General features: G+C 75.2%; 12 protein-coding genes. 10 read left to right on the top strand and 2 right to left on the bottom strand.

What is annotated here, in order from left to right; translation table 11 throughout:
* Positions 1 to 237 precede the first annotated feature (237 nt).
* The 9 genes from OHA37_RS36485 (at position 238) to OHA37_RS36525 (ending at position 21621) form a co-directional block, all read left to right on the top strand.
* The gene (locus OHA37_RS36485; protein WP_266911957.1) at positions 238 to 8760 is read left to right on the top strand and encodes a type I polyketide synthase; all 8523 of its coding nucleotides are present in this window, start codon (positions 238 to 240) and stop codon (positions 8758 to 8760) included.
* Positions 8761 to 8875: 115 nt separating this feature from the next.
* Positions 8876 to 13423 carry a type I polyketide synthase gene (locus OHA37_RS36490; protein WP_266911959.1) on the top strand — a complete coding sequence of 1516 codons (4548 nt, stop codon included), beginning with the start codon at positions 8876 to 8878 and terminating at the stop codon, positions 13421 to 13423.
* Entirely contained in the window at positions 13413 to 13763 is a 351-nt protein-coding gene (locus OHA37_RS36495; protein WP_266911961.1) for an acyl carrier protein, read from the top strand. Before OHA37_RS36490 ends, OHA37_RS36495 begins: the two co-directional genes overlap by 11 nt.
* 6 nt (positions 13764 to 13769) lie before the next feature.
* A complete protein-coding gene (locus OHA37_RS36500) occupies positions 13770 to 14645 on the top strand; it encodes an alpha/beta fold hydrolase (protein WP_266911963.1) in 876 nt (291 codons plus the stop codon).
* On the top strand, positions 14642 to 15817 hold the full coding sequence (locus OHA37_RS36505) for a glycosyltransferase (protein ID WP_266911965.1): 1176 nt from the start codon (positions 14642 to 14644) through the stop codon (positions 15815 to 15817). Before OHA37_RS36500 ends, OHA37_RS36505 begins: the two co-directional genes overlap by 4 nt.
* Positions 15814 to 17871 (top strand): class I SAM-dependent methyltransferase, encoded by a 2058-nt coding sequence (locus tag OHA37_RS36510; protein ID WP_266911967.1) that lies wholly within the window; start codon positions 15814 to 15816, stop codon positions 17869 to 17871. Before OHA37_RS36505 ends, OHA37_RS36510 begins: the two co-directional genes overlap by 4 nt.
* Positions 17868 to 18920, top strand: coding sequence for a galactokinase (locus tag OHA37_RS36515; RefSeq protein ID WP_266911969.1), 1053 nt, complete (start codon positions 17868 to 17870; stop codon positions 18918 to 18920). Before OHA37_RS36510 ends, OHA37_RS36515 begins: the two co-directional genes overlap by 4 nt.
* A 77-nt stretch (positions 18921 to 18997) precedes the next feature.
* On the top strand, positions 18998 to 20305 hold the full coding sequence (locus OHA37_RS36520; RefSeq protein ID WP_323182397.1) for an alkaline phosphatase family protein: 1308 nt from the start codon (positions 18998 to 19000) through the stop codon (positions 20303 to 20305).
* A 47-nt stretch (positions 20306 to 20352) separates the two neighbouring features.
* Positions 20353 to 21621, top strand: a complete 1269-nt coding sequence (locus tag OHA37_RS36525) for an MFS transporter (protein WP_266911971.1) — start codon at positions 20353 to 20355, stop codon at positions 21619 to 21621.
* 10 nt (positions 21622 to 21631) lie between these two features.
* On the opposite strand, the gene OHA37_RS36530 is transcribed toward OHA37_RS36525, so the two are convergent.
* Positions 21632 to 22924: an MFS transporter gene (locus OHA37_RS36530; protein WP_266911973.1), complete on the bottom strand. Its 1293-nt coding sequence runs from the start codon at positions 22922 to 22924 to the stop codon at positions 21632 to 21634.
* Between the two features lie 94 nt (positions 22925 to 23018).
* Here OHA37_RS36530 and OHA37_RS36535 point away from each other — a divergent pair, with 94 nt between their 5' ends.
* The gene (locus OHA37_RS36535) at positions 23019 to 25088 is read left to right on the top strand and encodes a prolyl oligopeptidase family serine peptidase (RefSeq protein WP_266911975.1); all 2070 of its coding nucleotides are present in this window, start codon (positions 23019 to 23021) and stop codon (positions 25086 to 25088) included.
* An 87-nt stretch (positions 25089 to 25175) separates the two neighbouring features.
* On the opposite strand, the gene OHA37_RS36540 is transcribed toward OHA37_RS36535, so the two are convergent.
* Positions 25176 to 25562 carry a peptidoglycan-binding domain-containing protein gene (locus OHA37_RS36540; RefSeq protein ID WP_266911977.1) on the bottom strand — a complete coding sequence of 129 codons (387 nt, stop codon included), beginning with the start codon at positions 25560 to 25562 and terminating at the stop codon, positions 25176 to 25178.
* Positions 25563 to 25781 lie beyond the last annotated feature (219 nt).

Raw genomic sequence — 25781 nt, forward strand, 5'->3', positions numbered from 1 at the left:
GTGAACGGCTCCGGATGACCGTTGACAGTGCGGGGCCGTCACCGCACGATGCATCCCGGCACCAGGGAATTTGACCAACGCTCAACCCTGTCCCGCCGCATCGCCCGGCCGTTTCGCGCGTCGCCCACCTCGGATCCCCGGCGGGAGGGCGCCTCGTCCGCCGCCTTTCTCCCACGCCTTCCCCGGTCTTCCCTCCCGCACTGCGCCATGTCACACAGCACTGGAAGAGGAGCGTCCGTGTCCCCCCAGCCCGAGCCGTCCCCCCAGCCCTCGCGTGCCCTCCCGCCCCACCAGCCCCCGCCGGCTCCGCGCCCTGCGCCGCCTTCACGCAGCCCGCGGCCTCCGCGACCGGCACGGCCCGCACAGACCGCACAGACCGCACCTTCCGGGCGATCGGCGCCGGCGGCCGCGACGACAGGGAGGTCGGGGGAGAAGTCCGCGCCGCTGGGGGAGCGGACCGAGCCGTCGGGCGCGGAGCGGCCCGAGTCGTCGCCCACCGAACGGCACGAACAGCACGAACAGCACGAACAGCACGAACGGCCCGGGCGGCTCCGCGCCGCCGACCGTGACCTCGTCGTCGCGCTCAGCCCGTTCGAGGAGCCCAACCCGCGGATCGTCACCGCCGCCGAGCGCGCCGGAGCCCTGGGCCTGCTCGACCTCGGCCGGGACGCCGGGGCCGCGCGGAGCGCCATGGCCGAGATCGCCCGCCGCCTCGGAGCCGGCCGCTACGGGGTACGCGTGCCCGCGGGCTGCACGGTCGGGCCCGAGGAGCTGCCGGCCGAAGTGGACACGGTGCTGCTCGCCGACCCCGCGGGCCACACCCCGGAAGGGGTGGCCGGCTGGGCGGCCGCCGACGGGAGGCCTCGGGTGTGGGCGGAGGTCACCGATCCGGCCGAAGCCGCGGCCGCGGTGGCCGCCGGGGTGAAGGCGCTCGTGGCCAAGGGGCACGAGGCGGGAGGCCGGGTGGGCGGGACCACCACCTTCGTACTCCTCCAACAGCTTCTCGCCGACCCCGGGTTCGGGCTGCCCGTTCGGGCGTACGGAGGGATCGGGCCGCACACGGCGGCCGCGGCCGTCGCGGGCGGAGCCGCTGGCGTGCTGGTCGACGTACAACTGGCCCTCACACCTGAGGGGGAGGTCGCACTGCCCGCCGAAGTGGACGCGGCCGTACGGGCCATGGACGGCTCCGAAACCAGACTGCTGCAGGGCCACAGGGTGTACACGCGCCCCGACCTGACCCCGCCGCAGGGGCCTGTGGCCACCCTGCTGGGCGCCCGGGACCTGCGGACACAGCTGCTCCCGGTCGGGCAGGACGGGGCCTCGGCGGCCCGCCTGGCCGCCCGCCACCGGACGACCGGAGGCATCCTCCAAGGCATCCGGTCGGCCGTCGCGGGACATCTGGCGGCCGTCGTACGGGCCCGGCCGCTGGGGGGCGGCCACGGCCCGGGGCGACCGCTCCCGGTGGCGCAGGGGCCGATGACCCGGGTCAGCGACCAGGCGGCCTTCGCCGAAGCGGTGGCCGCAGGCGGCGGGGTCCCCTATCTGGCGCTCGCCGTCATGGAGGGGCCGCAAGTGCGCCGGCTCCTCGCAGAGACCGCCGAGCGGCTCGGGGAGCGGCCCTGGGGCGTGGGAATGCTCGGCTTCGCCCCGGCCGAGCTGAGGGCCGAGCAGCTCGCGGCCGTCGCCGAGGTGCGCCCGCCGTACGCGATCATCGCGGGCGGCACCCCGGGGCAGGCGGCCCCGCTGGAGGCCGCCGGAACCCGGACCCATCTCCACGTGCCCTCGCCCGGCCTGCTGGAGCGGTATCTCGCCGACGGGGCACGGCGGTTCGTGTTCGAGGGGCTGGAATGCGGGGGACACGTCGGGCCGCGCGCCTCCTTCCCCCTGTGGGAGGAGCAGATCGAGCTGCTGCTCTCCTGCCCCGAACCGGCCGCGCTGGACGTGCTGTTCGCGGGCGGAATCCACGACGCCCGATCCGCCGCCATGGCCGCGGCGGCCGCGGCACCGCTGGCCGAACGGGGTGCGCGCATCGGGGTGCTCATGGGCACCGCGTACCTGTTCACCGAGGAGGCGGTGGCCGCGGGCGCGGTCCTGCCCCGCTTCCAGCGGGCGGCGCTGGAGTGCGCGGACACCGTACTGCTGCACACGGCGCCGGGACACGCCACCCGCTGCGCGGTCACCCCGTACGTGGACACCTTCGAGGCCACCCGCCGGCGGCTCGCGGAAGGCGGCGCCGAACCGCGCGAGGTGTGGGAGGAGCTGGAGCGGCTCAACCTGGGAAGGCTCCGGATCGCCAGCAAGGGCCTGCGGCGCGGGCCCGACGGTTCCGGGCTGGAGCCCGTGGGCGAGGAACAGCAGGGATCCGAGGGGCTGTTCATGCTGGGCCAGGCCGCAACCCTGCGCACCGGCACCACCACGATCGCCGCACTCCACGCCGAAGTCACCCAGGGTGCGACCGAGTTGCTGCGGCAGCGTGCCCAGGAGCTCGCCGGTCCCGACCCCGAAGGTGATGCCGCGGACGCGATGGCCGGCGGCGCCGCCGCACCGGCCGAGCCGCTGGACGTCGCCGTCGTCGGCATGGCCTGCGCCTACCCCGGCGCACCGGACCTCGCCGCCTACTGGGCGCGGATCCTGGACGGGAGCGATGCCGTGACCGAGGTCCCGGCCGAACGCTGGGACCCGGCGCTCCACTTCGACCCCGACCCGGCACGGGCCGGTGAACGCACCCCGTCCCGCTGGGGCGGCTTCCTCGGCCCGATGGCCTTCGACGCCCTCGCGCACGGCATCCCGCCGGCCTCCCTGGCCGGGATCGAACCGGTACAGCTGCTCGCCCTGGAGATCTCCGCGCGGGCCCTGGCGGACGCCGGGTACGGCAAGGGCCGGGAATTCGACCGGTCCCGGACCTCGGTCGTGTTCGGCGCGGAAGCCGGCACCGAGCTGGCGGGCGCGTACGGGCTGCGCGCGCTCTACCCCGGATACCTGGGCGAGATCCCACCCGAGCTGGACGAGCAGCTCCCGCGGCTCACCGAGGACTCCTTCCCCGGTGTGCTCGCCAACGTCATCGCGGGCCGGGTCGCCAACCGGCTCGACCTCGGCGGCGCGAACTGCACGGTCGACGCCGCATGCGCCTCCTCGCTGGCCGCACTCGACCTCGCCTGCCGCCAACTGCGCGACAAGGACAGCGACATGGTGCTGTGCGGGGGCGCCGATGTGCACAACGGCATCAACGACTACCTGCTGTTCTCCTCCGTCCGCGCCTTGTCCCCGGGCGGCCGCTGCCGGCCCTTCGACGCGGCCGCCGACGGGATCGCCCTCGGGGAGGGGGTCGGGGCGCTCGTACTGAAGCGGCTCGCCGACGCGGAACGGGACGGCGACCGCGTGTACGCCGTGATCAAGGCGGTCGGCGCCGCCAGCGACGGACGCTCCCTGGGCCTGACCGCCCCCCGGCCGGAGGGACAGCGCAGGGCCCTGGACCGGGCCTACGCGCGGGCCGGGATCAACCCCGCCGAGGTCGGCCTCATCGAGGCGCACGGCACCGGCACCGTGGTCGGAGACACCACCGAACTGGCGGTACTGACCTCCCTGTTCACGGAATCGGGCGCCGCCCCCGGAGCCTGCGCGCTGGGTTCGGTGAAATCCCAGATCGGGCACACCAAGTGCGCGGCCGGGCTCGCCGGACTGATCAAGGCCGTCAGGGCGGTCCACTCGGGCGTACGGCCGCCGACCCTGCACCTCGACGCACCGGTCCCGGCCTGGAGCGCGGAGGCCAGCCCCTTCTCCTTCGACGCCGGGGCCCGGCCGTGGGCGGTGCCCGCCGAACGGCGCATCGCCGGGGTGAGCGCCTTCGGGTTCGGGGGCACCAACTACCACGCGGTGCTGACCGGTTACGCGGGAGCCGAGGAGCCGCGGCACGGACTGGAGGAATGGCCGGCCGAACTGTTCTGCTTCCGGGGCGAGGACCGGCGGGCGGCGGGCCGGGCGATGGCCCGGCTGGCGGCCCGGCTGGAGGAGAACGACGCGGCCGGGCGCCCGTGGGCGCTGCGCGACCTCGCCGCCGAGGCCGCGGCCGGAGCGGGTGCGGTGCGGGTCGCCGTCGTGGCCGCCGACCTGGACGAGCTGGCGGACCGCCTTGAGCGGGCACGCGCCTTCACCCCGGGCGCGGGGGTCCACGTACGGGAGGAATCGGCGGCGCCCGGACAGGTGGCCTTCCTCTTCCCCGGCCAGGGCAGCCAACGTCCTGGCATGCTCGGTGAGTTGTTCACCGCCTTCCCGCCGCTCCGGGAGCTGCTGGACGCGGCGCCGAGCACGGTGATCTCCGCGATGTTCCCCCCGGCGGCCTTCACCGCACAGGGGCGGACCGCCCAGCGCGCCGCGGTCACCGACACCCGGGTGGCCCAGCCGGCCCTCGGGCTGGCGGGCTCGGCGGCGCACATGCTGCTCGGGGAACTCGGTGTGCGGCCGGACTGCGTGGCCGGGCACTCGTACGGCGAGCTCACCGCACTGTGGGCGGCCGGGGTGTGGGACCAGGAGAGCCTGCTGCGGCTGAGCGCGCGCCGGGCCGAAGCCATCCTCGCGGCCGCCGGGACGGATCCGGGGGCGATGGCGGCGGTGACCGCCGCGCCGGAGGAGGTGCGGGAGATAGCCGCGCGTGCCGGGTGCGTGATCGCCAACCACAACGCGCCCCGCCAGTGCGTGATTTCGGGTCCCTCCGCCGCCGTTGCCGAGGCGGTGACCGCCCTGCGGGAGGCGGGCTTGTCGGCGACGCCGCTCCCCGTGGCCTGCGCGTTCCACAGTGAGGTCGTGGCCGGCGCGGCCACGGCCCTGGCCGAGGAACTCGCCGGGACGGAACTGGCCGAGGCCGCCGTCCCGGTCTGGTCGAACACGACGGCCGCCCCGTACCCGTTGACCGCCGACGCGGTACGGAATCTGGTGGCCCGTCAGGTCGGCGAGCCGGTGCGGTTCGTGGAGCAGGTGGAGCACATGTACGCCGCCGGAGTACGGACCTTCGTGGAGGCCGGGCCGGGCCGCGTCCTGTCCGGCCTGGTCGGCCGCATCCTGGGCGACCGGCCGCACACGGTGGTGCCGCTGGACGTGCCGGGTGAGCACGGGCTGCTCCGCCTCGTCACCGCCCTGGCGGAACTGGTCGCGGCGGGCGTCCCGGTGGCACCCGAAGCCCTGTTCCGCGGCCGAACCTCCCGGCTCCCCGAGCGCGCTCCACGCCGCCCGGGCTGGCTGGTGGACGGCCACCTGGTCCGCACCCGGGACGGCAACCCCGTCCCCGGTGGCCTCCGCCCGGCCCGCCGGGTCCACGTCGCGGTATCCGAAGGAAAGGGAGCCCATCAGATGGCGCAGCCGAAGAACGGCACCGGTCAGGTGGGGAGTTCCGCCGAGCCGGGGGCCCACGCGAACGGCGCCCCCGCGAGCCTGCCGACCCCTGCCGGGGGCGGGCACTGGCTGCCTGCCGAGGCCGGTTCGGCTTGGAGCCCCGCCCGGGAGGCGGCGATGGCGGACGGCCGCGAGAACGGCCGCTTCACGAGCAACGGGCACGGCGCCGCCCCTGACGGGGGTGGGCCTTGGCCGGCCGGCGGGGTGGCTGGTACGGGTGGCCAGGCAGGGGGCTTCGACCCGGCGGGGGGTGCGGTCGCGGGGCGCGTGGAGTCTCCCTTCGCGGGGCCGGGGAGTGGGGGTCCCGTCGGGGGTGGTCCTTGGTCGCAGGGCGCGGGCGCGGGCTCTGGCGCAAGTGGATCGGGCGCCGGCGTTGCGGGGCCGGGGAGCGGCGGTCCTGCCGGAGGCGGACACCGGTTGCCGGGTGGGGGGCCGGGTGTGGGTGGCTCGGGTGGCGGTTCCGGTCCGGTGGGAGGCCCGATGGGCGGCTACGCGGACGCGCGCAACGGCCGGGCCGGGACTCCGGCGGCCGAGGGGACGCCGTTCGTCCCCGGGAGCGGTGGTCCCGTGGTCGGTTCGGTCGTGGGGGGTGCGGATGGCCGGCGCCTCTGGACCGCGAACGGCGGCCCGGGCGCAGGTCTTGAGCTGCCGACGGGCCCGGCCACCTGGGCGGGGGCTCGCACCGGTCAGCCGGCCGAGCACGCCGCACCTGCCCCGGCGGACCGCCGTGAGGAGGCGGTCCTGGAGTACCTTCGCGGTTCGCGCGAACTGGTCCAGGCGCAGCGGGACGTGATGATCGGCTACCTGGCGTCGACCGCGACGGCCTTGCCGTGGGGCGGCCCGGACCAGGCTCCGCCCGGGCAGTTCGCCGTCACCGGCCCTGCCCGCGCGATCCCGTCCTCCCCCCTCGGTGCCACCCCTGGCCCCGTGGACCCCCAGGGCGTGGGGGCGACCCCGGACCGGGGTCCCGGACAGGGGTTCGCGGCCCCGCGGGGAGCGGAGGGGGCTCCGGGGGTGTTGCAGGGCGCAGCTCCGGCTGCCTTCTGGTCCGAGCCCCGGCCGGACGGGCGAAGCCTGCCCGGAGGTGCCGACGGCGCCTGGTCCGGGGCCCATGCCGCGGCCCCGACGGGCGCGGATCCCGGTGCCGGGGGGTCGGGCTCGTGGCCGGCGGGAGCTGACGGCGCAGCCCCGGGCGCCGGACTGCCCGGCGGACGGGGGGCGACCCCGGGGATGCTCGCGGACGCAGCCTCTCCGTATGCGCGGGGCGAGTCCCGGTCTGACGGTGCGGGCCTGCTGGGGGGTGCCGACGCCTTCCGGCCCGCCGCTCAGGTCGGGAGCGACGGAGCAACTGGACCGTGGCCGACGGCTCCGGGTGGGCCGGCGTTCGACGGCGTGGCCCCGGGTTCCGGGATGCCCGGCGGTGCGGCCTCCGGTTCGGGGATGCCCGGGGGTGTCGCCCTGGGCAACGGGATGCCCGGCGGTCCGACCCCGGGGTCGGCGACACCCGGCGGCGTCCCGGGAGACGGCCTGTCCGCGGGTGACGAGCGTCGGGGTGCGGGCGACAGCGGGGGCGCGGCTCGTGGGGGGCCGCGGTCCGCCGAGGAGGTGATGGACGTGATCGTGGAGATCGTCCACACCCGGACCGGGTACCCGCGGGACATGCTCGCTCCCGAGCTGGACCTGGAGGCGGACCTGTCCATCGACTCCATCAAGCGGGTCGAGATCATCGGCGCCCTGGCCGACCGGATCGGCCTGCCCCAGGATGCGGGCGGCTCCGCCGATTCCGCGATCGAGGAGCTGTCCCGGATCAAGACCCTGCGCGGCATCGTGGACTGGGTCTCCGGCCACACCGCCCACCCCGAGCCGCCGGCCGTCGAAGCGGAGGCCCCGGCAGCCGCAGCGGCCCCGCCCGCGCTCGGCCGGCTCCGAGTGGAGCTGCACGCTCTGCCGCCCGCACCCGGGGACCCGGAGGCCCTGCGAGGTCTGCGGATCGGGGTCGTCGGGGAGGCAGGAGACGGCCAGGGCGTCGTGCCCGCTGTCCTCGGAGCCCTCCGGTCTCACGGGGCGGACGTACGGCAACTCGCCGAGGGGGAAGCAGGGTTCGACGCGGTCCTCGACCTGTCCGCCCTGCGGCCGGGAGCGGAACCCGTCCTGCCCGAGTCCTTTCCCGGGCTGCAACGGGCCCTGACCGGCGGTGTGCACCGGCTCCTGATGGTCACCGTCCGCGGTGAGTCCGCCGGAGCGGGAGTGCACGGCTTCGCCCGCAGCGCCTCCCTCGAATACCCGGGCAGGCTGATCCGGGCCGTGGAGGTCCACTCCAAGGAGGACCCGGAGCGGATCGCGGCGCAGCTCCTCGCGGAGCTGAGCTGCGACCCGGCCGACCCGGCCGACCCGGCCCATGCCACCAGGTCTGCGGAGGCCCCCGCCTCCATCGCCTACACGGCCGAGGGCCTACGGGTCACCGCCCGGCCGGTACCCGCACCGCTCGCCCCCGGCGACGGGACGCCGCCCCTCGATGCCGGCTCGGTGGTCCTGCTCACCGGCGGGGCCCGCGGGATCACCGCCCGGACCGCCCTGGCGCTGGCCCGGGCCACCGGATGCCACGTAGAGCTGATGGGGCGTACGCCTCAACCATCTTCAGAGGCAGATGAGTTCGGGCACGCCACCGATCGGGTCGCCCTGCGCGCCGCCCTCATCGCCACCGGCCTGCGCACCCCCGCGGAGATCGAGGCCGCGGCTTCGCGGATCCTCGCCGAGCGCGAGGTACGGGCCACCCTGGAGGCCCTCGCGAGCGTGGCCGCGTCCGTCGGCTACCACTGCGCGGACGTCACGGACGAGCAGGCGGTACGGGGCGTCGTGGCCGCCGTACGGGCCCGCCACGGCCGGCTGGACGGGATCGTGCACGGAGCCGGGACGCTGAACGACGGGCTGCTCCGCGACAAGCAACCGGCCTCCTTCTCCGCGGTGTTCACCACGAAGGTGACCGGTGCGCGCCACCTCGCCGCCGCCGCGGCCGAGCACGGCGCGGCGCCCGCACCCCGCTTCCTGGCCCTCTTCGGCAGCGTCGCGGGCGTGTACGGAAACCGGGGACAGACCGACTACGCCGCCGCCAACGACGCCCTCGACGGCCTCGCGCACATCTGGGCGGAGGACTTCCCGGGCCGGGTGCTCTCCCTCGACTGGGGCCCCTGGGCCGCGGAGGCGGGCGGCATGGTCAGCCCCGAACTGGCACGCGCGTACACCCGCCGGGGCATCGCGCTCATCGACCCGGAGGCGGGCGGCGCCGCGTTCCTCGCCGAACTCGCGCACGGGACCGACGTACAGGTGGTCCTGATGGCGGCCGACGGGCACGAGGGGGGTGAGCGGCGTGCCTGACCGCCATCGACAGGGCCAAGGCCAAGGCCAGGGTCAGGGCCAGGCGGGCGGATGGGGCGCCGGCCAGCGGCGGCATCACCGTGGCCCGCGGCCCACCGACGCGGCGATCGTCGGGATGGGCGCCGTGTTCCCGGGCGCCGCGGACCTGGCCGCCTACCGCCGCAACCTGCTGGCCGGTACGGACTGCATAGGCGACGTCCCGCCCGGGCGCTGGGACCCCGAGGTGTACTACGACCCGGGCGGCGCCGCCGGACCGGTCTCCGGCGACCGGTTCTACTGCCGGCGCGGAGGCTTCGTGGACGGGCTTGCCGCCTTCGATCCGACCCGCTTCGGCATCATGCCGGCCACGGTGGAAGGGGCCGAACCCGACCAGATGCTGGCCCTGCACGCCACGGCCGAGGCCATCGCCGACGCGGGCGGCGAGGGCCGCCTGCCGGCGGACCGCTCGCGGATCGGGATCGTACTGGGCCGTGGCGGCTTCATGGGCGTGGCCACCGCCCGGCTCGACCAACGGGTACGTACCGCACACCAGTTGGCGCAGACCCTGCGAGAGCTGGCGCCCGAGCTCGGCGAGCGGCGGATCGCCGCCGTGCGCTCCGCCTTTCAGGAGGCGCTGGGCCCCGAACGGCCCGACGCCTCGATCGGACTCGTGCCGAGCTTCACGGCCGCCCGTACCGCCAACCGGCTCGATTTCCACGGACCGGCCTACACCCTGGACGCGGCCTGCGCTTCCTCCCTGCTGGCGGTGGACCAGGCGGTGGGGCTGCTGGCCGGCGGGCGCTGTGACGCGGTGATCGCCGGAGCCGTGCACCACTGCCACATCGCCACCCTGTGGAGCGTGTTCACGCAGCTGCGCGCCCTGAGCCCCAGCGAGCGGATCCGCCCCTTCGACCGGCGCGCCGACGGAACCCTGCTGTCCGAGGGCACCGGGGTGGTGCTGCTGAAGCGGCTCGCCGACGCGGAGCGGGACGGCGACCGGATCTACGCGGTGATCCGCGGCACCGGCGTCGCCGGGGACGGCAGGGCGGCGAGCCTGATGAGCCCGCTCGTCGCGGGCCAGGTGCGGGCGCTGGAACGGGCCTGGCGGGAGGCGGGTCTTGATCCGCGGGCACCCGGCGCGCTGGGGCTGCTGGAGGCGCACGGTACCGGAACCCCGGTGGGGGACACGGCCGAACTGGACACGCTGGCGCAGGTGTTCGGCTCGTACGCGGGTGCCGGGATGGGGGGCGCGGCCGGTCTCGACGCCGCCCTCGACCTCGACGGCGGGAACGCGATCGGCTTCGGCTCCGTGAAGTCCATGCTCGGCCACACCATGCAGGCCTCCGGCATGGCCGGGCTGATCAAGGCCGCGCTCGCGGTGCACGAGGGGGTGCTGCCGCCGACCCTGCACCTGGAGGAGCCGCACCCCGGCCTGGCCCGGACCCGGATGCGACCGGTGACGGCGGCCCGGCCGTGGGAACGCGGGCCGGCGCCGCGCAGGGCCGGTGTGAACGCCTTCGGCTTCGGCGGCATCAACGCGCACGTGGTGCTGGAGGAGGCTCCCGGCGCCGCGCGCCGAGCCGAGCCCTCGGGGCGTACGACGCCCTCGCGGCCGGCAGCGCCCGTACGCCGGTTCCTGCCGCTGGGCGGCGCGGCCGCGCCGGTGGGGGCGCCCGCGCGGGAGGAGGTACTGCTCCTGGCGGCATCCGACACGGCGGAGCTGACGGCCCGGCTGGCGTCCGGCGCCCCGGCATCCGGTGGAGACGGTCCCTGCCGGCTCGCCGTCGTGGGTCCCACGCCCCAGCGGCTCGCGCTTGCCGCGAAGGTGGTGGCGCGCGGCCGGGCGTGGCGGGGGCGCGGCGAGGTGTGGTTCACGCCCGAGCCGCTGGGCGGCCGGCTCGCCTTCCTGTTCCCCGGCCTGGAGCCGGAGTTCGCCCCGGCGCTGGACGACGTGGCGGACCGGCTCGGGCTGGAGCGGCCCCGGCTGACCCGGGGCGAGGAACTGACGGAGCGGGCCCTGGACGCCATCGCGACGGGCCGTTTCCTCGCCCGGGTGCTGCCCGAACTCGGCATCCAGGCAGACGTGCTGGCGGGCCACAGCCTGGGGGAGTGGGCGGCGATGGTGGCCGCCGGGATGTACCGGCAGGACGCGGCCGACACCTTCCTGGACTCGCTGCGCCCCGGCTCGGTGAAGGTGCCGGACCTCGTCTACGCGGCGCTCGGGTGCGGAACCCGGCGGGCGGAAGCCGCGCTGCACGGACTGGACGGGGTGGTGGTCAGCCATGACAACTGCCCGCACCAGTCGGTCGTTTGCGGTGCTCCCGCCGAAGTCGCCACCGTCCTGGAACGGTTGAAGGCCGAGGGCGTTCTCGGACAGGAACTCCCCTTCCGCTCCGGCTTCCACACGCCTATGTGGGAGCCCTACCTGGGCCAGGTCCGCGCCGCCTTCGCCCGACTGCCGCTCCAGCGCGGGACCTTGCCCCTCTGGTCGGCGACCACCTGCGCGCCGTTCCCCCCGGAACCCGAGGCCGTACGAGAGCTGGTGGTCCGCCATCTGCTGGAACCGGTCCGGTTCCGCGAGTTGACGCTCCGGCTGTACGAGGACGCGGGCGTTCGGGGCTTCGTCACACTGGGGCCGGGCAGTCTGCCGGGCTTCATCGAGGACACCCTGCGCGACCGCCCCCACTACTCGGTGGCGGCTTCCTCCCCCCGGCTCACCGGCCTCGCCGCCCTGCGGCGCACCTGCGCCGCCCTGTGGACCGAGGGGCACGCCCCGCGCTGGGACCGACTGGCCCCGGACGGAACGGGTGGACCGGCCCGGACCGCCAACGGACGTGCTGCACCTGTCGGCCCACCGGCAGTGCCGACCGCCGGGCGCGGAGTGCTGCTGGACCTCGGCTCGCCGCTGGTCCGCCTCGGCGAGGCCGCACGCGCCACCCTGTCCGGCCTCCTGCCGCAGGCCACCACCCCGATCGCCGCCCCCACCCAGACCACCACCACCCCGACCGCCCCGCTGCCCGCGGAACCCCGCCCGGTCCTCCTCTCTTCCCTGGACGCAACCCCCACCGAAGGACCGACCGAGACGCAAGCCGCGACGCAGACCGGGTCCCGGCCGCAGACCCACACCCTGCGCCTCTCCCTCGCCACGCTGCCCTACGTCCGGGACCACTGCGTCTACCTCCAGCCCGACGCATGGCCGGAGGACTCCGACCGGTTCCCCGTGGTCCCCATGACGACGATGCTGGAGCTGGCGGCCGAGGCCGCACTGCGGGACGCACCCCCCGGCCTGGCCGTCATCGGCTACGAGCGGGTACGCGCCATGCGCTGGCTCCCCGTGGAGCCGGCCCTCGACGTGGAGGTCACCGTACGGCCCGCCGGGTCCGGCCGCGTGCGCGTCACCCTCGGGGAGTACGCCGACGTGTTCGTACTGCTCGGAGAGGGCTACGAGGCCCTGCCCGGCCCCGACACCACCCCGCTGCGCGAGCCCCGGCCGGCCCCCGTCAGTGCCGAGGCCCTCTACCGGTACCGGTGGATGTTCCACGGCCCCCGCTTCGCCGGGGTGCACGAGGTGCGGTCCGTCGGAGAGGACGGCATCCGGGGCGTGCTGCGGGCGCTGCCCGACCCGGGGGCACTGCTCGACGCCGCCGGGCAGCTCTTCGGGCACTGGATGCAGTTGCGGCTCCCCGTGGACCGGCTGGTGTTCCCGGCCACCGTGGACGCCATCCGCTTCTCGGGGCCGCCGCCCGCCCCGTACGAGCTCGTCGGGGCCACGGCCCGGATCCGCGAGGTGCGCGATGTCACCGTGCGCGGCGACCTCGAACTGCTCCGGGCCGACGGCCGGGTGTGGGCCCGGATCGACGGCTGGACGTACCGCCGCTTCGGCGCCGACGAGCGGGTCTGGCCGATGAAGTTCACCCCGGAGGTCTGCGGCATCGGCGAACCCCGCCCCGAGGGCTGGTGCCTGGCCCGCCGCCGCTGGACCGACCCCGCCTCGCAGGAGCTGGTCATGCGCCGCTACCTCGGCGCCGCCGAGCGCGCGGCCTACGAGCGGCTCGCGCCGCGCGCCCGGGTGCCTTGGCTGCTGGGCCGGATCGCCGCCAAGGACGCGCTGCGCCACCTGCTCTGGGACGGCGGGGCCGGGCCGGTCTTCCCGGCCGAGGTGCCGATCGGCAACGACCCGGCCGGGCGGCCCTTCGCCGGGGGCGCCCTGGCCGGGGGAGTCCACCTGACCATCGCCCACAAGGACCGGATCGGGGTCGCCCTCGCCCACCACGGCCTGCCGGTCGGCATCGACGTGGAACAGGTGACCACCGACCCGGACGCGCTCATCCGCGTCGCCCTGGCGCCGGGCGAACTCGCCCTCGCCGAGCGGCTGGCGGCCCAGGAGGGCACCGGACTCCCGGCCGCGCTCACCGCCCTGTGGTGCGCCAAGGAGGCGGCCGCCAAGGCCGCCGGAACCGGACTCGGAGGCCGCCCGCGCGACTGGCGGACCACCGGCGACCCGGGCTCCGGCGAGCTGACAGTGCTCTCCCCGGACGGGCAGCCGTATCCGGTCCGCACCACCCTGCTCGTGCTCGCGGACGAGCCACTCGCCCACCCCGACCACGTGGTGGCCTGGACCGACCGTCCCGCGATTCCGTCCCCCGTCCCCTTCCACCTCACGGAGACCAGTCATGGCAGCTGACATCCTCGCCGAGATCACCGGCATGCTCGTGGAGATCGTCGGTGACGAACACCTCCTCGCGGACGAGGTCACGATGAAGACGACGTTCAACGAGGACCTCGCCCTGGAGAGCATCGAGTTCGTCGCCCTCGCCGAACTCCTCCACCACCGCTACGGAGCCCAAGTCGACCTGATGGGCTTCCTGTCCGAGAAGGACATGGACGGCATCCTCGCCATGTCCGTGGGCGAACTCGTCACGCACATCGGCCGGATCACCCACGCCTCCCTCACGCACGCCACCCGCACCCATGCCTCAGCGGGTGCCGCCCGCGCCGCCGCCCCGGCCGGATCGGACGGCTGATCCGCCATGGCCTTCGTTCCCGCGGGCGCCGTCCGCTTCCACGTCCAGCAGCTCCCGGCCACCGCGCACGCGGCCGGCCCCGACGCCGCCGACCGCCCCGTGGTCGTCTTCCTGCACGGGCTGGTCGTCGACAACCTCTCCTCCTTCTACTGCCCCCTGGCCGTCCCGGTGGCCCGGGCCGGGTACGAGGTGGTCCTCTACGACCTGCGCGGCCACGGCCGTACCGAGCGCCCGGACACCGGCTACGACAGCCGCACCGCCGTACGGGACCTCTTCGCCCTGCTCGGCGCACTCGGCCTCGGGCAGCGTCCGGTGCACCTGGTGGGCAACAGCTACGGCGGCACCCTGGCACTGCACGCCGCCCTCGCCCGGCCCGACCTGGTCGCCGGCCTCACCCTGCTCGAACCCCCGCTCAGCGGGGCATGGGTGGACAACATGGTGGACACCCTGTCGGCGGCCGCCCTCGGCCTGGAGGACAGTGCGGTACCCGCCGAGCTGCTCACCCTGCGGCTGCGCAAGGCGGCCAACCTCACGGCCATCGCCGACGACCTGCTCAACCGCACCACCCTCATCGACGACATCGCCGCGAGCCGCACCTTCACCCCGGGCGACTACGCCGGACTGCGCTGCCCCGTCCTGATCGTCTGCGGCGAGCACTCCGAACTGGTCCCGGGTGCAATGGAATTGGCCCGCCACGCCCCGCACGTGACCGCCGTCGAGATCCTGCCGGGCCTGGGGCACGACGTGCTGAAGGAGAACAGCGGAGCACTGCGAGCGGCCGTACTCGCCCACCTCGACGCGACGGCCACGGCGGGGGCACTCACGGGGGCATCGGCATCGAGATCGACGGTACGGCCGCGGGCGGGAGCGCTGGTCCGATGAAGGTGCTCTTCACGGTGCCGCCGCTCGCGGGGCACGTCAATCCGACCGTGGCGGTCGGCGCCGAACTGGCCGCCCGCGGCCACGAGGTCGCCTGGACCGGCCCGCCCGGGGCGCTGGCCCGGCTGCTGCCCGAGCACGCACGGATCCTCTCCGCGGGCGCCGAAGCGGGCGGCGACTACGCGATGCTGCACACCCGCTGGCGCGATCTGCGCGGAGTCGGGGCGCTGCGGTTCCTCTGGGAGGAGGCGCTGGTCCCCCTGGCCAGGGCGATGCTCCCCGGCGTGGTCCGGGCGGCCGGCGCCTTCCAGCCGGACGTGCTCGTCGCCGACCAGCAGGCCCTGGCCGGTCCGGTGGCCGCGCGGCGGCTCGGGATTCCCTGGGTGACCTCCGCCAGCACCTCGGCCGAACTGACCCTCCCCTTCGCGGACTTCCCGAAGGTCGGCGAGTGGGTGGCCGCGCAGATCGCCGGCCTGCTGGCGGAGTGCGGGGCCGAGCCGGAGCCGGCCGGAGCGGCGTGGGATCCACGGTTCTCGGAGCAGCTGGTCCTGGTGTTCTCCAGCCGCGAACTGGTGGGGGGAGACGGGAAGTTCCCGCCGCACTACGCCTTCGTAGGCCCGGCCTTCGGGTCCCGGCCGTCCGTACCCGGCTTCCCCTGGGAGCAGCTGGATCCGGAGCGGCGACGGGTGCTCGTCTCACTGGGAACCCTCAACCAGGAGGCCGGGGGCCGGTTCTACGGCGCGGTGCTGGGCGCCGCCGAACGACTGCACAAGGAAGTCCAGTTGGTCCTGGCGGCCCCCGCCGCCCTGGTCGGGAAGGTCCCCGGGAACGTCCTGCTGCGCGACAGCGTGCCGCAGCTGGATCTGCTCCGACACCTGGACGCCGTGGTCTGCCACGGCGGCCACAACACCGTCTGCGAGGCCCTCGCGCACGGGCTGCCGCTGGTCGTCGCCCCGATCCGCGACGACCAGCCGATCGTCGCCCGCCAGGTCGTGGAGGCCGGGGCCGGGGTTCGGGTGCGCTTCGGCAGGACCCGGGCCGAGGAACTGCGCGACGCGCTGACGGCCGTACTGGACGATCCCGGCCACCGCCGGGGCGCCCGGCGGATCCAGGCCTCATTCGCCGCGGCCGGCGGGGCAGCCGCCGCGGCCGACCGGTTGGAGGAACTCGTATGACGCGCTCCCCGCTCCCTTCCCCCGCCCGGATCCGCCGCACCGCGCGCCCGCTGCTGTCCGGCGTCCGGTGGACCTCCGTCCTCCTGCTCGCCGCCCTCGGCGCGGGCACGGTGCGCGCGGCCCGCCGCCTGCGGGCGGTCCCGGTACTGCCCATGACCGCCCCCGCGGACGCCGGGGTGCCGCGCGCCGCCGGCTGGCGGCTGCTCACAGCCGGCGGCGTCGAGCCCGACGTGGTCACCTTCCTGGCCGCCTGCGCGTACGCCGACCGGGAGGGGCTGCGGGTACTGGACCTGCTGCCCGGGGACCTGCCCACCGAGCGGGTGCTCGGCCTGCTGCGCCTGGTTGACCCGGCCGGCTACCGGCAGGACCGGCTCGGCGAGGGGCGCGGGGCCGGCTTCGCCGTGCTCGTCGCCGAGGAGGTGCTCGCCCGGGCCGGGGTGGACCTGCCGGGACCGGACGCCACGCCGGCGGAACTCATGGCCGTCGTCCGGCGCGTGAAGGAATACGCCGCCGATGCCACGGGACTGGCCATCGCACCCGCCCTGAGCTGCGGACCACCCGCCGCCACGGACGGACCGGCGCGGGCGGCCGAACTGCGGGCCCAGGGACTGCCGCCCGGGGCGCTCGCCGCCGCCCAGCTCGCCGGGCTGGCCCTGCTGGCCGGGGCCGCCGTACGCCAGGGCCGGTGGGGCGCCGCCGCGGCGGGGCTGTACTGGATCCAGCCCTACCTGGCCCTCGGCCGGTCCGGCGCGCTGCGCCCCGGCGACCTCGCCCGGGCCACGGCCGCCCGGCCCGTACGCTCCCTCGGCGCGGCCGTGCGTACGGCCGCCGCGACGACCCGTACGCCGCCACCCGGGGCCGCCGTCCCGGCGAACGGCCCGGCCGCTGCGCAGGACGCGGACCGGACCGGCATCAGGGCCGAGGGGGTCAGGGCCGAGGGGGTCCGGGCGGAGGTGGTTCGGGCCGAGTCCCTCCGGGCCGAGTCCCTCCGGGCCGAGGCGGACCGGGCCGAGTCGGTCCGCGCCGAGGCCGTCCAGGCGTACCGGGCCGACCTGGCCGCCGGCACCGACCGGTTCTTCGAACCGCGCCGCCCGGACTGCCCCTGGTGCGGCTCGCGCCGCCTCACCGTGCGGGTCCGGGTGCCCGACCTGCTCCAGGGCAAGCCGGGCCGCTTCACCCTGGAACAGTGCGGAGCCTGTGGGCACGTCTTCCAGAACCCCCGACTCTCCCCGGAGGGTCTGGAGTTCTACTACCGCGACTTCTACGACGGCCGCGGCGGCGAGGGCGCGGCCACCGTCTTCGGCCGGCTCGGCGCCGCCTACCACGGCCGGGCCGAAATGCTCCGCCCGCACACCGATCCCGTGTCCTGGCTCGATGTCGGCACCGGACACGGCCACTTCTGCAACGCGGCCCGCGCCGTCTGGCCCGACACCCGGTTCGACGGACTGGACATGGGCGACGGGGTCCGCGAGGCCGAGCGGCGCGGCTGGGTGGAGACGGGGTACCAGGGCCAGTTCCCGGAGTTCGCGGTGAAACTGGCGGGTCAGTACGAGGTGGTCAGCATGTACCACTACCTGGAGCACACCCGGGACCCGCTGGCGGAACTGGACACGGCGGCCGCCGTCCTCGCCCCCGGCGGCTACCTCACCATCGAACTCCCCGACCCCGAGTCCCGGATGGCCCGGCTGCTCGGCCCGGCCTGGCTGCCCTGGTTCCAGCCGCAGCACCAGCACCTGATCCCCTCCTCGAACCTGCGCGAAGCCCTGGCCGACCGGGGGTTCACCGTCCTCGCCGAGGAACACGGGCCGGCCCACCAGGGCAACGACTTCTTCGGCGCGGTGGCCCTGACCGCGACCCGGCTGGCTCCCGACCCGGACCGCCCCTGGGGGCCCCCGGCCACCACCGGCCGACGCGTCCTGACCGGCGCCGTACGCCTGGCCTCGCTGCCGCTCTTCGCCGCCGCGGCGGTGCTCGACGGACTGCGCACCGCCGCGGCCCGGCGCACGGACGGCGGCAACGCCTACCGGATGCTGGCCCGCAAGGACGAGCTGTGACGGGCCCCGGCGCGCGGACCGGCCCGGTCTGCGCCGCCACCGGCCCCACCACCGACCCCGCCACCGGCCGGGCTGCCACCGGCCCCACCACCGGCCAGGCAGCCACCGGCCCCGGCCCCGAGGCGCTCACCGGAGGCGACCTGGCCCGCCGGGCCACCGCCGACCCGCTCTTCCGCCTGGTCGCCTACGCCCTGGAGGCCGCCCACGGCCGCCCCCCGGCCGCCGTCTGGAGCGCCCCGTACACCTTCCACCTCGGTTCCCCGGGCCTCGTCGCGGCAGCCGGCTGGCCGGTGGCGGCCGCGGCGGCCCCGCGCGCCGACGGCCTCGTACGGCTCAGCTCCCTGGCCCACCCGGCGGACGGCTGCGACCTCCCGCTGACCCTGTCCGGGCCGCCGCCCGCCACCCCGGCCTGGGCCGCCCGCCCGTACGCACTGCTGCGCGCGCTGGCCCGGGCCGGGTACGGCCGGGGCGGCACCGACCTGCACGTGCAGGGCTCCCTCACCGCGGCCGCCGGGCTGGCCACGCAGGAGGCCGCGGACTGCGCGGTGGCGCTCGCGGTGGCCGACGTCCACACACCGGCGGGCGAGGACCCGGACCGGGTGCGGCTGGCCCGGCTGATGGCGGAGGCGCTGCCGGACGGCGACGACCCGCTGCGCCGCGGCGCCCTCTTCGCCCGGCCGGGCAGGGCCCTGCTGCTCGGCCAGGGTCCACCCCGGCCGGAGCCCCGGCGGCAACGCCAGCGGTACGTGGTCTTCGACCCGGCCGACTCGGGCGCACGCCTGGTGCTGTTGGCCCTGCGGCCGGACCCCGACGGCACGCAGGACCGTACGGCCGACCTGGCCCGGGCCGTCGGGTGCGCCCGGCGGGCCGGGGCCCTGAGCGCCTGGCAGCCCGGAGAGCGGCCCGGGCGGAGCGTTCTGGTCCTGCTGCCCGAAGCCCGGCTCGCGACGGTGCGGGCCGCGGTCGCGGAGGACTTCCGCGACCGGGGGCTGCCCGTGCCCCGGTTCCTGAACATCACCGTGGCCGGCGCGGCCCGCCGCGAGGCGTGACGCCGGCCCCCGGCCCCCGGCCATCGACCACCGCCCCCCCCGAGCACCCCACCACTCATCACGAGGAGGAACCACCCATGCCACTCCGTCCCCCGACCACACCGGGCGCGAGCGCGAGCGCAAACGCGCCCGCGACCGCTCGCGCGAGACACCGGGTCCGCTGGTCCGCCCTGATCGCCGGCATCGGCGCCCTCGGCCTGCTGGGCGCCTTCACCATCGCCAACTCCCAAGCGGCCGAAAGTGGTTCCGCGTCGTCTTCGGCCGCGGCCGCACTGCCCGCGTACGACCACGTGGTCGTCGTCGTGTACGAGAACAAGCAGTACGGCGAGATCATGGGCAGCGCCAACGCCCCCTACATCAACCAGCTGGCGAGCGGCGGCGCGAGCCTGACCGGAATGAAGGCGCTGACCCACCCCAGCCAGCCGAACTACTTCAACCTCTTCTCCGGCGCCACCCAGGGCATCACCGGGGACGGCTGCTACACCCCGCAGTCGATGACGGCGCCCAACCTCGGCCAGGAACTGATCGCGGCCGGCAAGACCTTCGCGACGTACAACGAGGACCTGCCGAGCGAGGGTTCCACGGCCTGCACCAACGGCCAGTACGCCCAGAAGCACAACCCGTGGTTCGCCTTCAAGAACGTGCCGCTGAACACCGGCAAGACCTGGGCGCAGTTCCCGCAGAACAACTTCGCGGCGCTGCCGAACCTGTCGTTCGTCGTCCCCAACCAGTGCAACGACATGCACTCCTGCTCGGTCGGCACGGGTGACACCTGGACGAAGAACAACATCGACGCCTACGCGCAGTGGGCGAAGGCCAACAACAGCCTGCTGGTGCTGACCTGGGACGAGGACAACTACCTCGGCTCCAACCAGATCGCCACCGTCTTCTACGGGGCGAACGTCAAGACGGGCACGTACTCCACGGCCTTCAACCACCACCACCTGCTGCGCACCTTCGAGGACCTGTTCGGCACGGCCACGCACGCCGGGAACGCGGCCAACGTCCAGCCGATCAGCGAGGTGTTCGCCTCGACGACCCCGACCCCGACTCCGACGCCCACCTCGACCACGACCCCCACCCCGACACCCACACCCACCCCGACCCCGACCCCGACTTCAGCCGAGCTGAAGCTGACCAACCCCGGCCCGCAGAGCTGCAAGTTCAACCAGAACTGCACCATCCAGCTCACCACCACGGGCGGCAAAGCCCCCGTCCGCTACACCGCCACCGGACTCCCCTGGGGCCTGACCCTCGACACCACCACCGGCCGCATCACCGGCAAACCCTGGGCCACCGGAACCATCCAGATCACCATCACCGCCACCGACACCACCCCAACCACCGCCACCACCACCTTCCCCCTCACCCTCACCTGGTTCTGACTCACCTGGTTCCGACTCATCTGGTCGTGAACGTGAAGGAGGCACCCGTGTACCTGTCGACCAGCCGTGCGGCGGACATCGCCGCAGACCCTCCGGCTCCGAAGGGCCCGCTGCGGGCCGTCCCCGGCACGGTGCTCGCGCTCGGCATGGTCAGCCTGGTCACGGATGTCTCCGCGGAGATGGTCACCGCCGTCCTGCCGCTGTACCTGGTGGCCGGACTCGGGATGTCCCCGCTCGCCTTCGGCGCCCTGGACGGACTCAACCAGGGCGCCACCGCGCTGCTGCGCCTCGTGGGCGGACGGGTTTCCGACCGTACGCAGCGCCGCAAGCTCGTCGCCGGCACCGGCTACGCGATCTCCGCCGTCTGCAAGGCGGCCCTGCTCGCGGTCACCACCCCCTGGTCGGTGGCGGCGGTCCTGGCCGCCGACCGGACCGGCAAGGGGCTGCGCACCGCCCCGCGCGATGCGCTGATCTCACTGTCCTGCCCGCCGGGGGAGCAGGGCCGCGCCTTCGGCGTGCACCGCGCGCTGGACACGGCCGGGGCCCTGCTGGGACCGCTGGCCGCGTTCGGCGTGCTGTGGGTGGCGGTGGACGGGTACGAGGCCGTCTTCACCGTGAGCTGCTGCCTCGCCCTGCTGGGCGTCCTGGTGCTGGTCCTGTTCGTACGGGAGAGCCCCGCGCCCGCACCGGCGGCCGGCACGCCCGCGGCCCGCACCCTCCTGCGGATCCCCGGTCTGCGGCGGCTCTGTCTGACGGCCGCCGTGCTCGGCGTGTTCACCGTCGGGGACGCCTTCCTCTACCTGCTGCTCCAGCGGCGCCTGGACCTGCCGGCCGCCTGGTTCCCGCTGCTGGCGGTGGGCACCGCGGCCGTGTTCCTGCTGGCCGCGGTGCCCGTGGGACGGCTCGCCGACCGGCTGGGCCGCCACCGGGTCTTCCTCGGCGGCCACCTGCTGCTGCTCGGCGCCTGCCTGCTGCTCCTGGCCCCGGTACCGCCGGGTCCCGCGCTCGTGTGCGCGGTCCTCGGCCTGCTCGGCCTGTTCTACGCGGCCACCGACGGCGTCCTGATGGCCGCCGCCGGTCCGTTGCTGCCCCCCGGGCTGCGCACCACGGGGCTCGCGGTGCTCCAGACGGCGCAGGCCCTGGCGCGGTTCGCCGGCTCCCTGCTCTTCGGGGCCGCCTGGACCCTGTGGGGGCCGGGTCCGGCGCTGGCCGCGGCGGCCGGCGGACTGCTGCTGGCCCTGACCGCCACGGCCCTGGCCCCGTCCGCCTTCGCGGGCCGGGGCCACGCCGCGGGGGAGGAGTCCCCCGAGGCGTGACGGCGCCGGCTCAGGCGGGTGCTCCGCTCGGCTGCGCCTCCTTCGCGGCCCGCTGCCGCAGGGAGTCCTCGTCGGTGTCCGCGTCGTAGGAGATCAGCTTCGGCAGCAGGGCGGCCAGCACCGCCACCGAGGCCACGCAGGCGAGCCCGCCGCTCCAGAAGGCCGAGCGGGTGCCGGTCCAGCCGGCCATCGCGCCCGCGCGGACCTGGCCGAGCTGCGGGCCGACGGTGTAGGAGAGCACCTCGATGCCCGCCAGCCGGCCCCGCAGCTCCTCGGGGATCGTCTGGTTCCAGATGGTGGCGCGCCCCAGCCCGCTGAGCATGTCGCCCGCGCCGGCCACGGCGAGGCACAGCAGCACGAGCCAGATGTTCGCGGACCAGCCGGCGGCCGCGATGGCCAGCCCCCAGACCCCCGCCCCGCACACCACCAGCAGCCCGTGCCGGCGTACCCGCGAGGCCCAGCCGCTGGTCAGGCCCAGCGCCAGCGAGCCGACCGCGCCCGCCGCGTACATCAGACCGAGCGCCCACACGGCGTCGAGCTCGTCGGCGAGGAAGGGGAAGATGGCGTTCGGGAAGGCGAAGAGCATCGCCGCCATGTCCACGGCGTACGTGCCGAGCAGCACGGGCCGGCTCCACGCGTACCGGGCCCCCTCGGCGATCCCCCGCAGCGAGGGCCGCTCGGCGTCCCGCGCGGGCGGAGCCGGACGCAGCCGCAGGCACAGCAGCACCGATACGAGGAACCCCGCGACGGTGATCGCGTACGCGGAAACGTGCCCGGCGTACGCCACGACCAGACCGGCCGCCGCGGGACCCGCGATGGCGCCGAACTGGTAGCGCAGCCCGTTCAGCGCGGCGGCGGCGGTGAGCTGGTCGTGCGGCACGATCCGCGCCATCAGCGAGTCCATGGCCGGCCGCTGCAGGCCGGTCAGTGCCGATACGCACGCCGCGACCACGTACAGCGGCCACAGCATGGGACTCGGCAGGGCCGCGTTCACCAGCAGGACCAGGGCGAGCACCCCGAGTCCGGCCTCGGTCAGCAGGATCATCCGCCGCCGGTCCACGGCGTCGGCGAGGGCGCCCCCGTAGAGACCGAAGACCACCAGCGGGAGCAGTTCCACCGCGCCCATCGCACCGACCGCGAGCGGCGAGTCCGTCATGTGCTTGATCTGCAGCGGCAGCGCGATCATCGCCATGAACGAGCCGAAGTAGGTGACCGTGCCCTGGTAGAACAGCACCCGGAAATCGGGGCTGGACCGCAGCGGGCCGAGGTCGGGCAGTACGGAGGCGAAACGGGATCTGCTCACGACGGGCCATCGTCCGCGCCCGCCCGTTCCCGGGCAACCGGTTTTCGGTCGACGACAGGCCGGGGCCCGTCGTCCGATCCTGCACAATCGGCGGATGAGCGATGAAGACCCCTACCTCTGGCTGGAAGACGTCACCGGCGAGGCCGCCCTGTCCTGGGTGCGCGAACGCAACGAAGAAGCGGTGTCCGCGCTGGCCTCGGACCCCGGGTTCAAGGTGCTGGAGTCGGAGGTCCGCGAGGTCCTCGACGACGACGGCAGGATCCCGTACGCGCGCCGGCGGGGACGGCACCTCTACAACTTCCGGCAGGACGCCGACCACGTCCGCGGTCTGTGGCGGCGCACCACCCTGGAGGAGTACCGCAAGGACCGGCCCGACTGGGAGCCGGTCCTGGACCTGGACGCGCTCGCCGAGGCCGAGGGGGAGAAGTGGGCCTGGGCGGGCAGCGCCGTCCTGGCCCCCGATCACCGCCACGCCCTGGTGATGCTGTCGCGGGACGGGGCGGACGCCTGCGTGGTGCGCGAGTTCGACCTGGTGGACCGGGAGTTCGTCCCGGGCGGCTTCGAGGTCGCCGAGGCCAAGACCCGGATCGGCTGGATCGACCGGGACCTGGTCTGGATCGGCACGGACTTCGGCCCCGGCTCGATGTCCGCGTCCGGCTACCCCCTCCAGGTCCGCCGGTGGCGCCGCGGCACCCCCCTCGCGGAGGCGGAACTGGTCTACGAGGGCCGGCCGACGGACCTGTCCGCCTCCGGCTGGCACGACGACACGCCCGGTTTCGAACGGGACTTCGTCCACCGGCAGATCGACTTCTGGAAGCAGGAGCTGCTCCTCCTCCCCGGGCACGGGGGAGGGGCTGGGGACGGATCCGGGGCCGGAACCCCGGATCCGGCCGGGCCCGAGAAGATCGACGTCCCGGACGACGCCAGTGCCTCCGTCCACCGCGAGTGGCTGATCGTCGCGCCCAAGTCGCCGTGGCTCGGCCACGTCGCGGGCAGCCTGCTCGCCTTCGACTTCGAGGCCTTCCGGACGGGGGACCGGGAAGCGGCGGTGCTCTTCACCCCCGACGAGCACACCGCCCTCGCGGGCTGGAGCTGGACCCGCCACCACCTGATCCTCACCACCAGCGCCGACGTCTCCTCCCGGCTGGAGATCCTGACCCCCGGGCCGGGCCCCGACGGCTGGAGCCGCGCCCCGCTGGCCGGCGTACCCCCGTTGTCCACGGCCTCCGTCACCGGCACCGACCCGGACGTGAGCGACGAGTTCTTCCTGAACGTCTCGGGCTACCTCCAGCCGTCCACCCTCTACCGGGGTACGGCGCCGGCCGGCGCCGACGAGACCCTGAAGCAGGGCCCGGCGCTCTTCGACACTGCCGGCCTGGCGGTCCGGCAGTACTTCGCGAGCTCCGCGGACGGCACGAAGGTGCCGTACTTCGTCGTCGGCCCCGAGGACCGCACGGGCCCCGGCCCCACCCTGCTCTACGGCTACGGAGGCTTCGAGGTCTCGATGGTCCCGGGCTACAGCGCCGTCACCGGCCGCACCTGGCTCGCGCGCGGCGGCACCTACGTGGTGGCGGGCATCCGGGGCGGCCACGAGTACGGGCCCCAGTGGCACAAGGCCGCGCTCGGAGCGAACCGGGTCCGGGCCTACGAGGACTTCGCCGCCGTGGCCCGGGACCTCATCGCCCGGGACGTCACCACCCCCGCCCAGCTCGGCATCGAAGGCGGCAGCAACGGCGGACTGCTCATGGGCGCGATGCTCACCCGCGACCCCGCACTGTTCGGCGCGGTCGTCGCCCACGTGCCGCTGCTGGACATGCTCCGCTTCCACAAGCTGCTCGCCGGAGCGAGCTGGATCGCCGAGTACGGGGACCCCGACGACCCGGCCGACCGGCCCCACCTGGAGGAGATCTCCCCGTACCACCAGGTCCGAACGGAGGGACCCCCGTACCCCCCGCTGCTCCTGCTGACCTCGACCCGCGACGACCGCGTCCACCCCGGGCACGCCCGCAAGATGGCCGCCCGGCTGCGGGAGGCGGGTCACCCCGTCCTCTTCCACGAGCACCTCGGCGGCGGCCATGCGGGCGCCACCGACCACGGGCAGACCGCCTACAACGAGGCGCTGGTCCACACCTTCCTGTGGGAGCGGCTGACCTCCCGGAGGTGACCTCGGGGAACCGGCCGCGTTCGCCGAACGGGTGCGAAGACCGTTCGGCGAACGGACCGGGGTACGGAGGCGCACGTCAGGTGCGGTCTACCACCAGACGCCGGCGCGCAGCTTGCTCCAGGTGTTGGGGCCGACCTCGCCGTCGACCTGGATCCCGGCCTTCTGCTGGACCGCCTTCACGGCGTTGTAGGTGGCCTGACCGAACTTGCCGTCCTCCTCCAGCCAGGTCGGGTAGCTCGTGTTGTAGTTGATCAGGCACTGCACCTGCTTGATGCGCTTGACCGCCGCGTCGCCGGTCTGCCCCGTCTTGGTGAGCGTGGTGCCGGACGTGTAGTAGTTGCAGGCGGCGGCGGCGCTCTGCCCCGAGAGCGTCGCGGACGCCGGACCGGCGGCGTTGGCGGTGCCACCGACGGCGAGTCCGCTGCCGAGGACGGTCGCGGCCAAGGTCACGATGATCGGCTTGCGAAGGTTCATTCTGCTTTCCTCCGTTGTCGAGGACCGGGTATTCGGCCCGGTGCTGGCAGCGACTCTCCTGCGCCAACATCGGCGGTGTCCAGGGAGCCCGGAGACCAGGGTCAGCGCGGGACGTCCCACGCTCTGACCTGCTGGGACGTCCAGAGCCGGGACGCTTTCGTGGGATGCCGGGAGGAGGGGAAAGATTCCGCCAATGCCCGCGAGCCACTGGTCAGCCCC

The sequence above is a fragment of the Streptomyces sp. NBC_00335 genome (assembly GCF_036127095.1).
GTDB lineage: Bacteria > Actinomycetota > Actinomycetes > Streptomycetales > Streptomycetaceae > Streptomyces.

What these genes read in the sequence shown, in the direction of transcription:
- OHA37_RS36505 (WP_266911965.1), top strand. Translation starts at nt 14,642, where the DNA reads ATGAAGGTGCTCTTCACGGTGCCGCCGCTCGCGGGGCACGTCAATCCG.
- OHA37_RS36500 (WP_266911963.1), top strand. Translation starts at nt 13,770, where the DNA reads ATGGCCTTCGTTCCCGCGGGCGCCGTCCGCTTCCACGTCCAGCAGCTC.
- OHA37_RS36490 (WP_266911959.1), top strand. Translation starts at nt 8,876, where the DNA reads ATGGGCGCCGTGTTCCCGGGCGCCGCGGACCTGGCCGCCTACCGCCGC.
- OHA37_RS36510 (WP_266911967.1), top strand. Translation starts at nt 15,814, where the DNA reads ATGACGCGCTCCCCGCTCCCTTCCCCCGCCCGGATCCGCCGCACCGCG.
- OHA37_RS36495 (WP_266911961.1), top strand. Translation starts at nt 13,413, where the DNA reads ATGGCAGCTGACATCCTCGCCGAGATCACCGGCATGCTCGTGGAGATC.
- OHA37_RS36535 (WP_266911975.1), top strand. Translation starts at nt 23,019, where the DNA reads ATGAGCGATGAAGACCCCTACCTCTGGCTGGAAGACGTCACCGGCGAG.
- OHA37_RS36540 (WP_266911977.1), bottom strand. Translation starts at nt 25,562, where the DNA reads ATGAACCTTCGCAAGCCGATCATCGTGACCTTGGCCGCGACCGTCCTC.
- OHA37_RS36520 (WP_323182397.1), top strand. Translation starts at nt 18,998, where the DNA reads ATGCCACTCCGTCCCCCGACCACACCGGGCGCGAGCGCGAGCGCAAAC.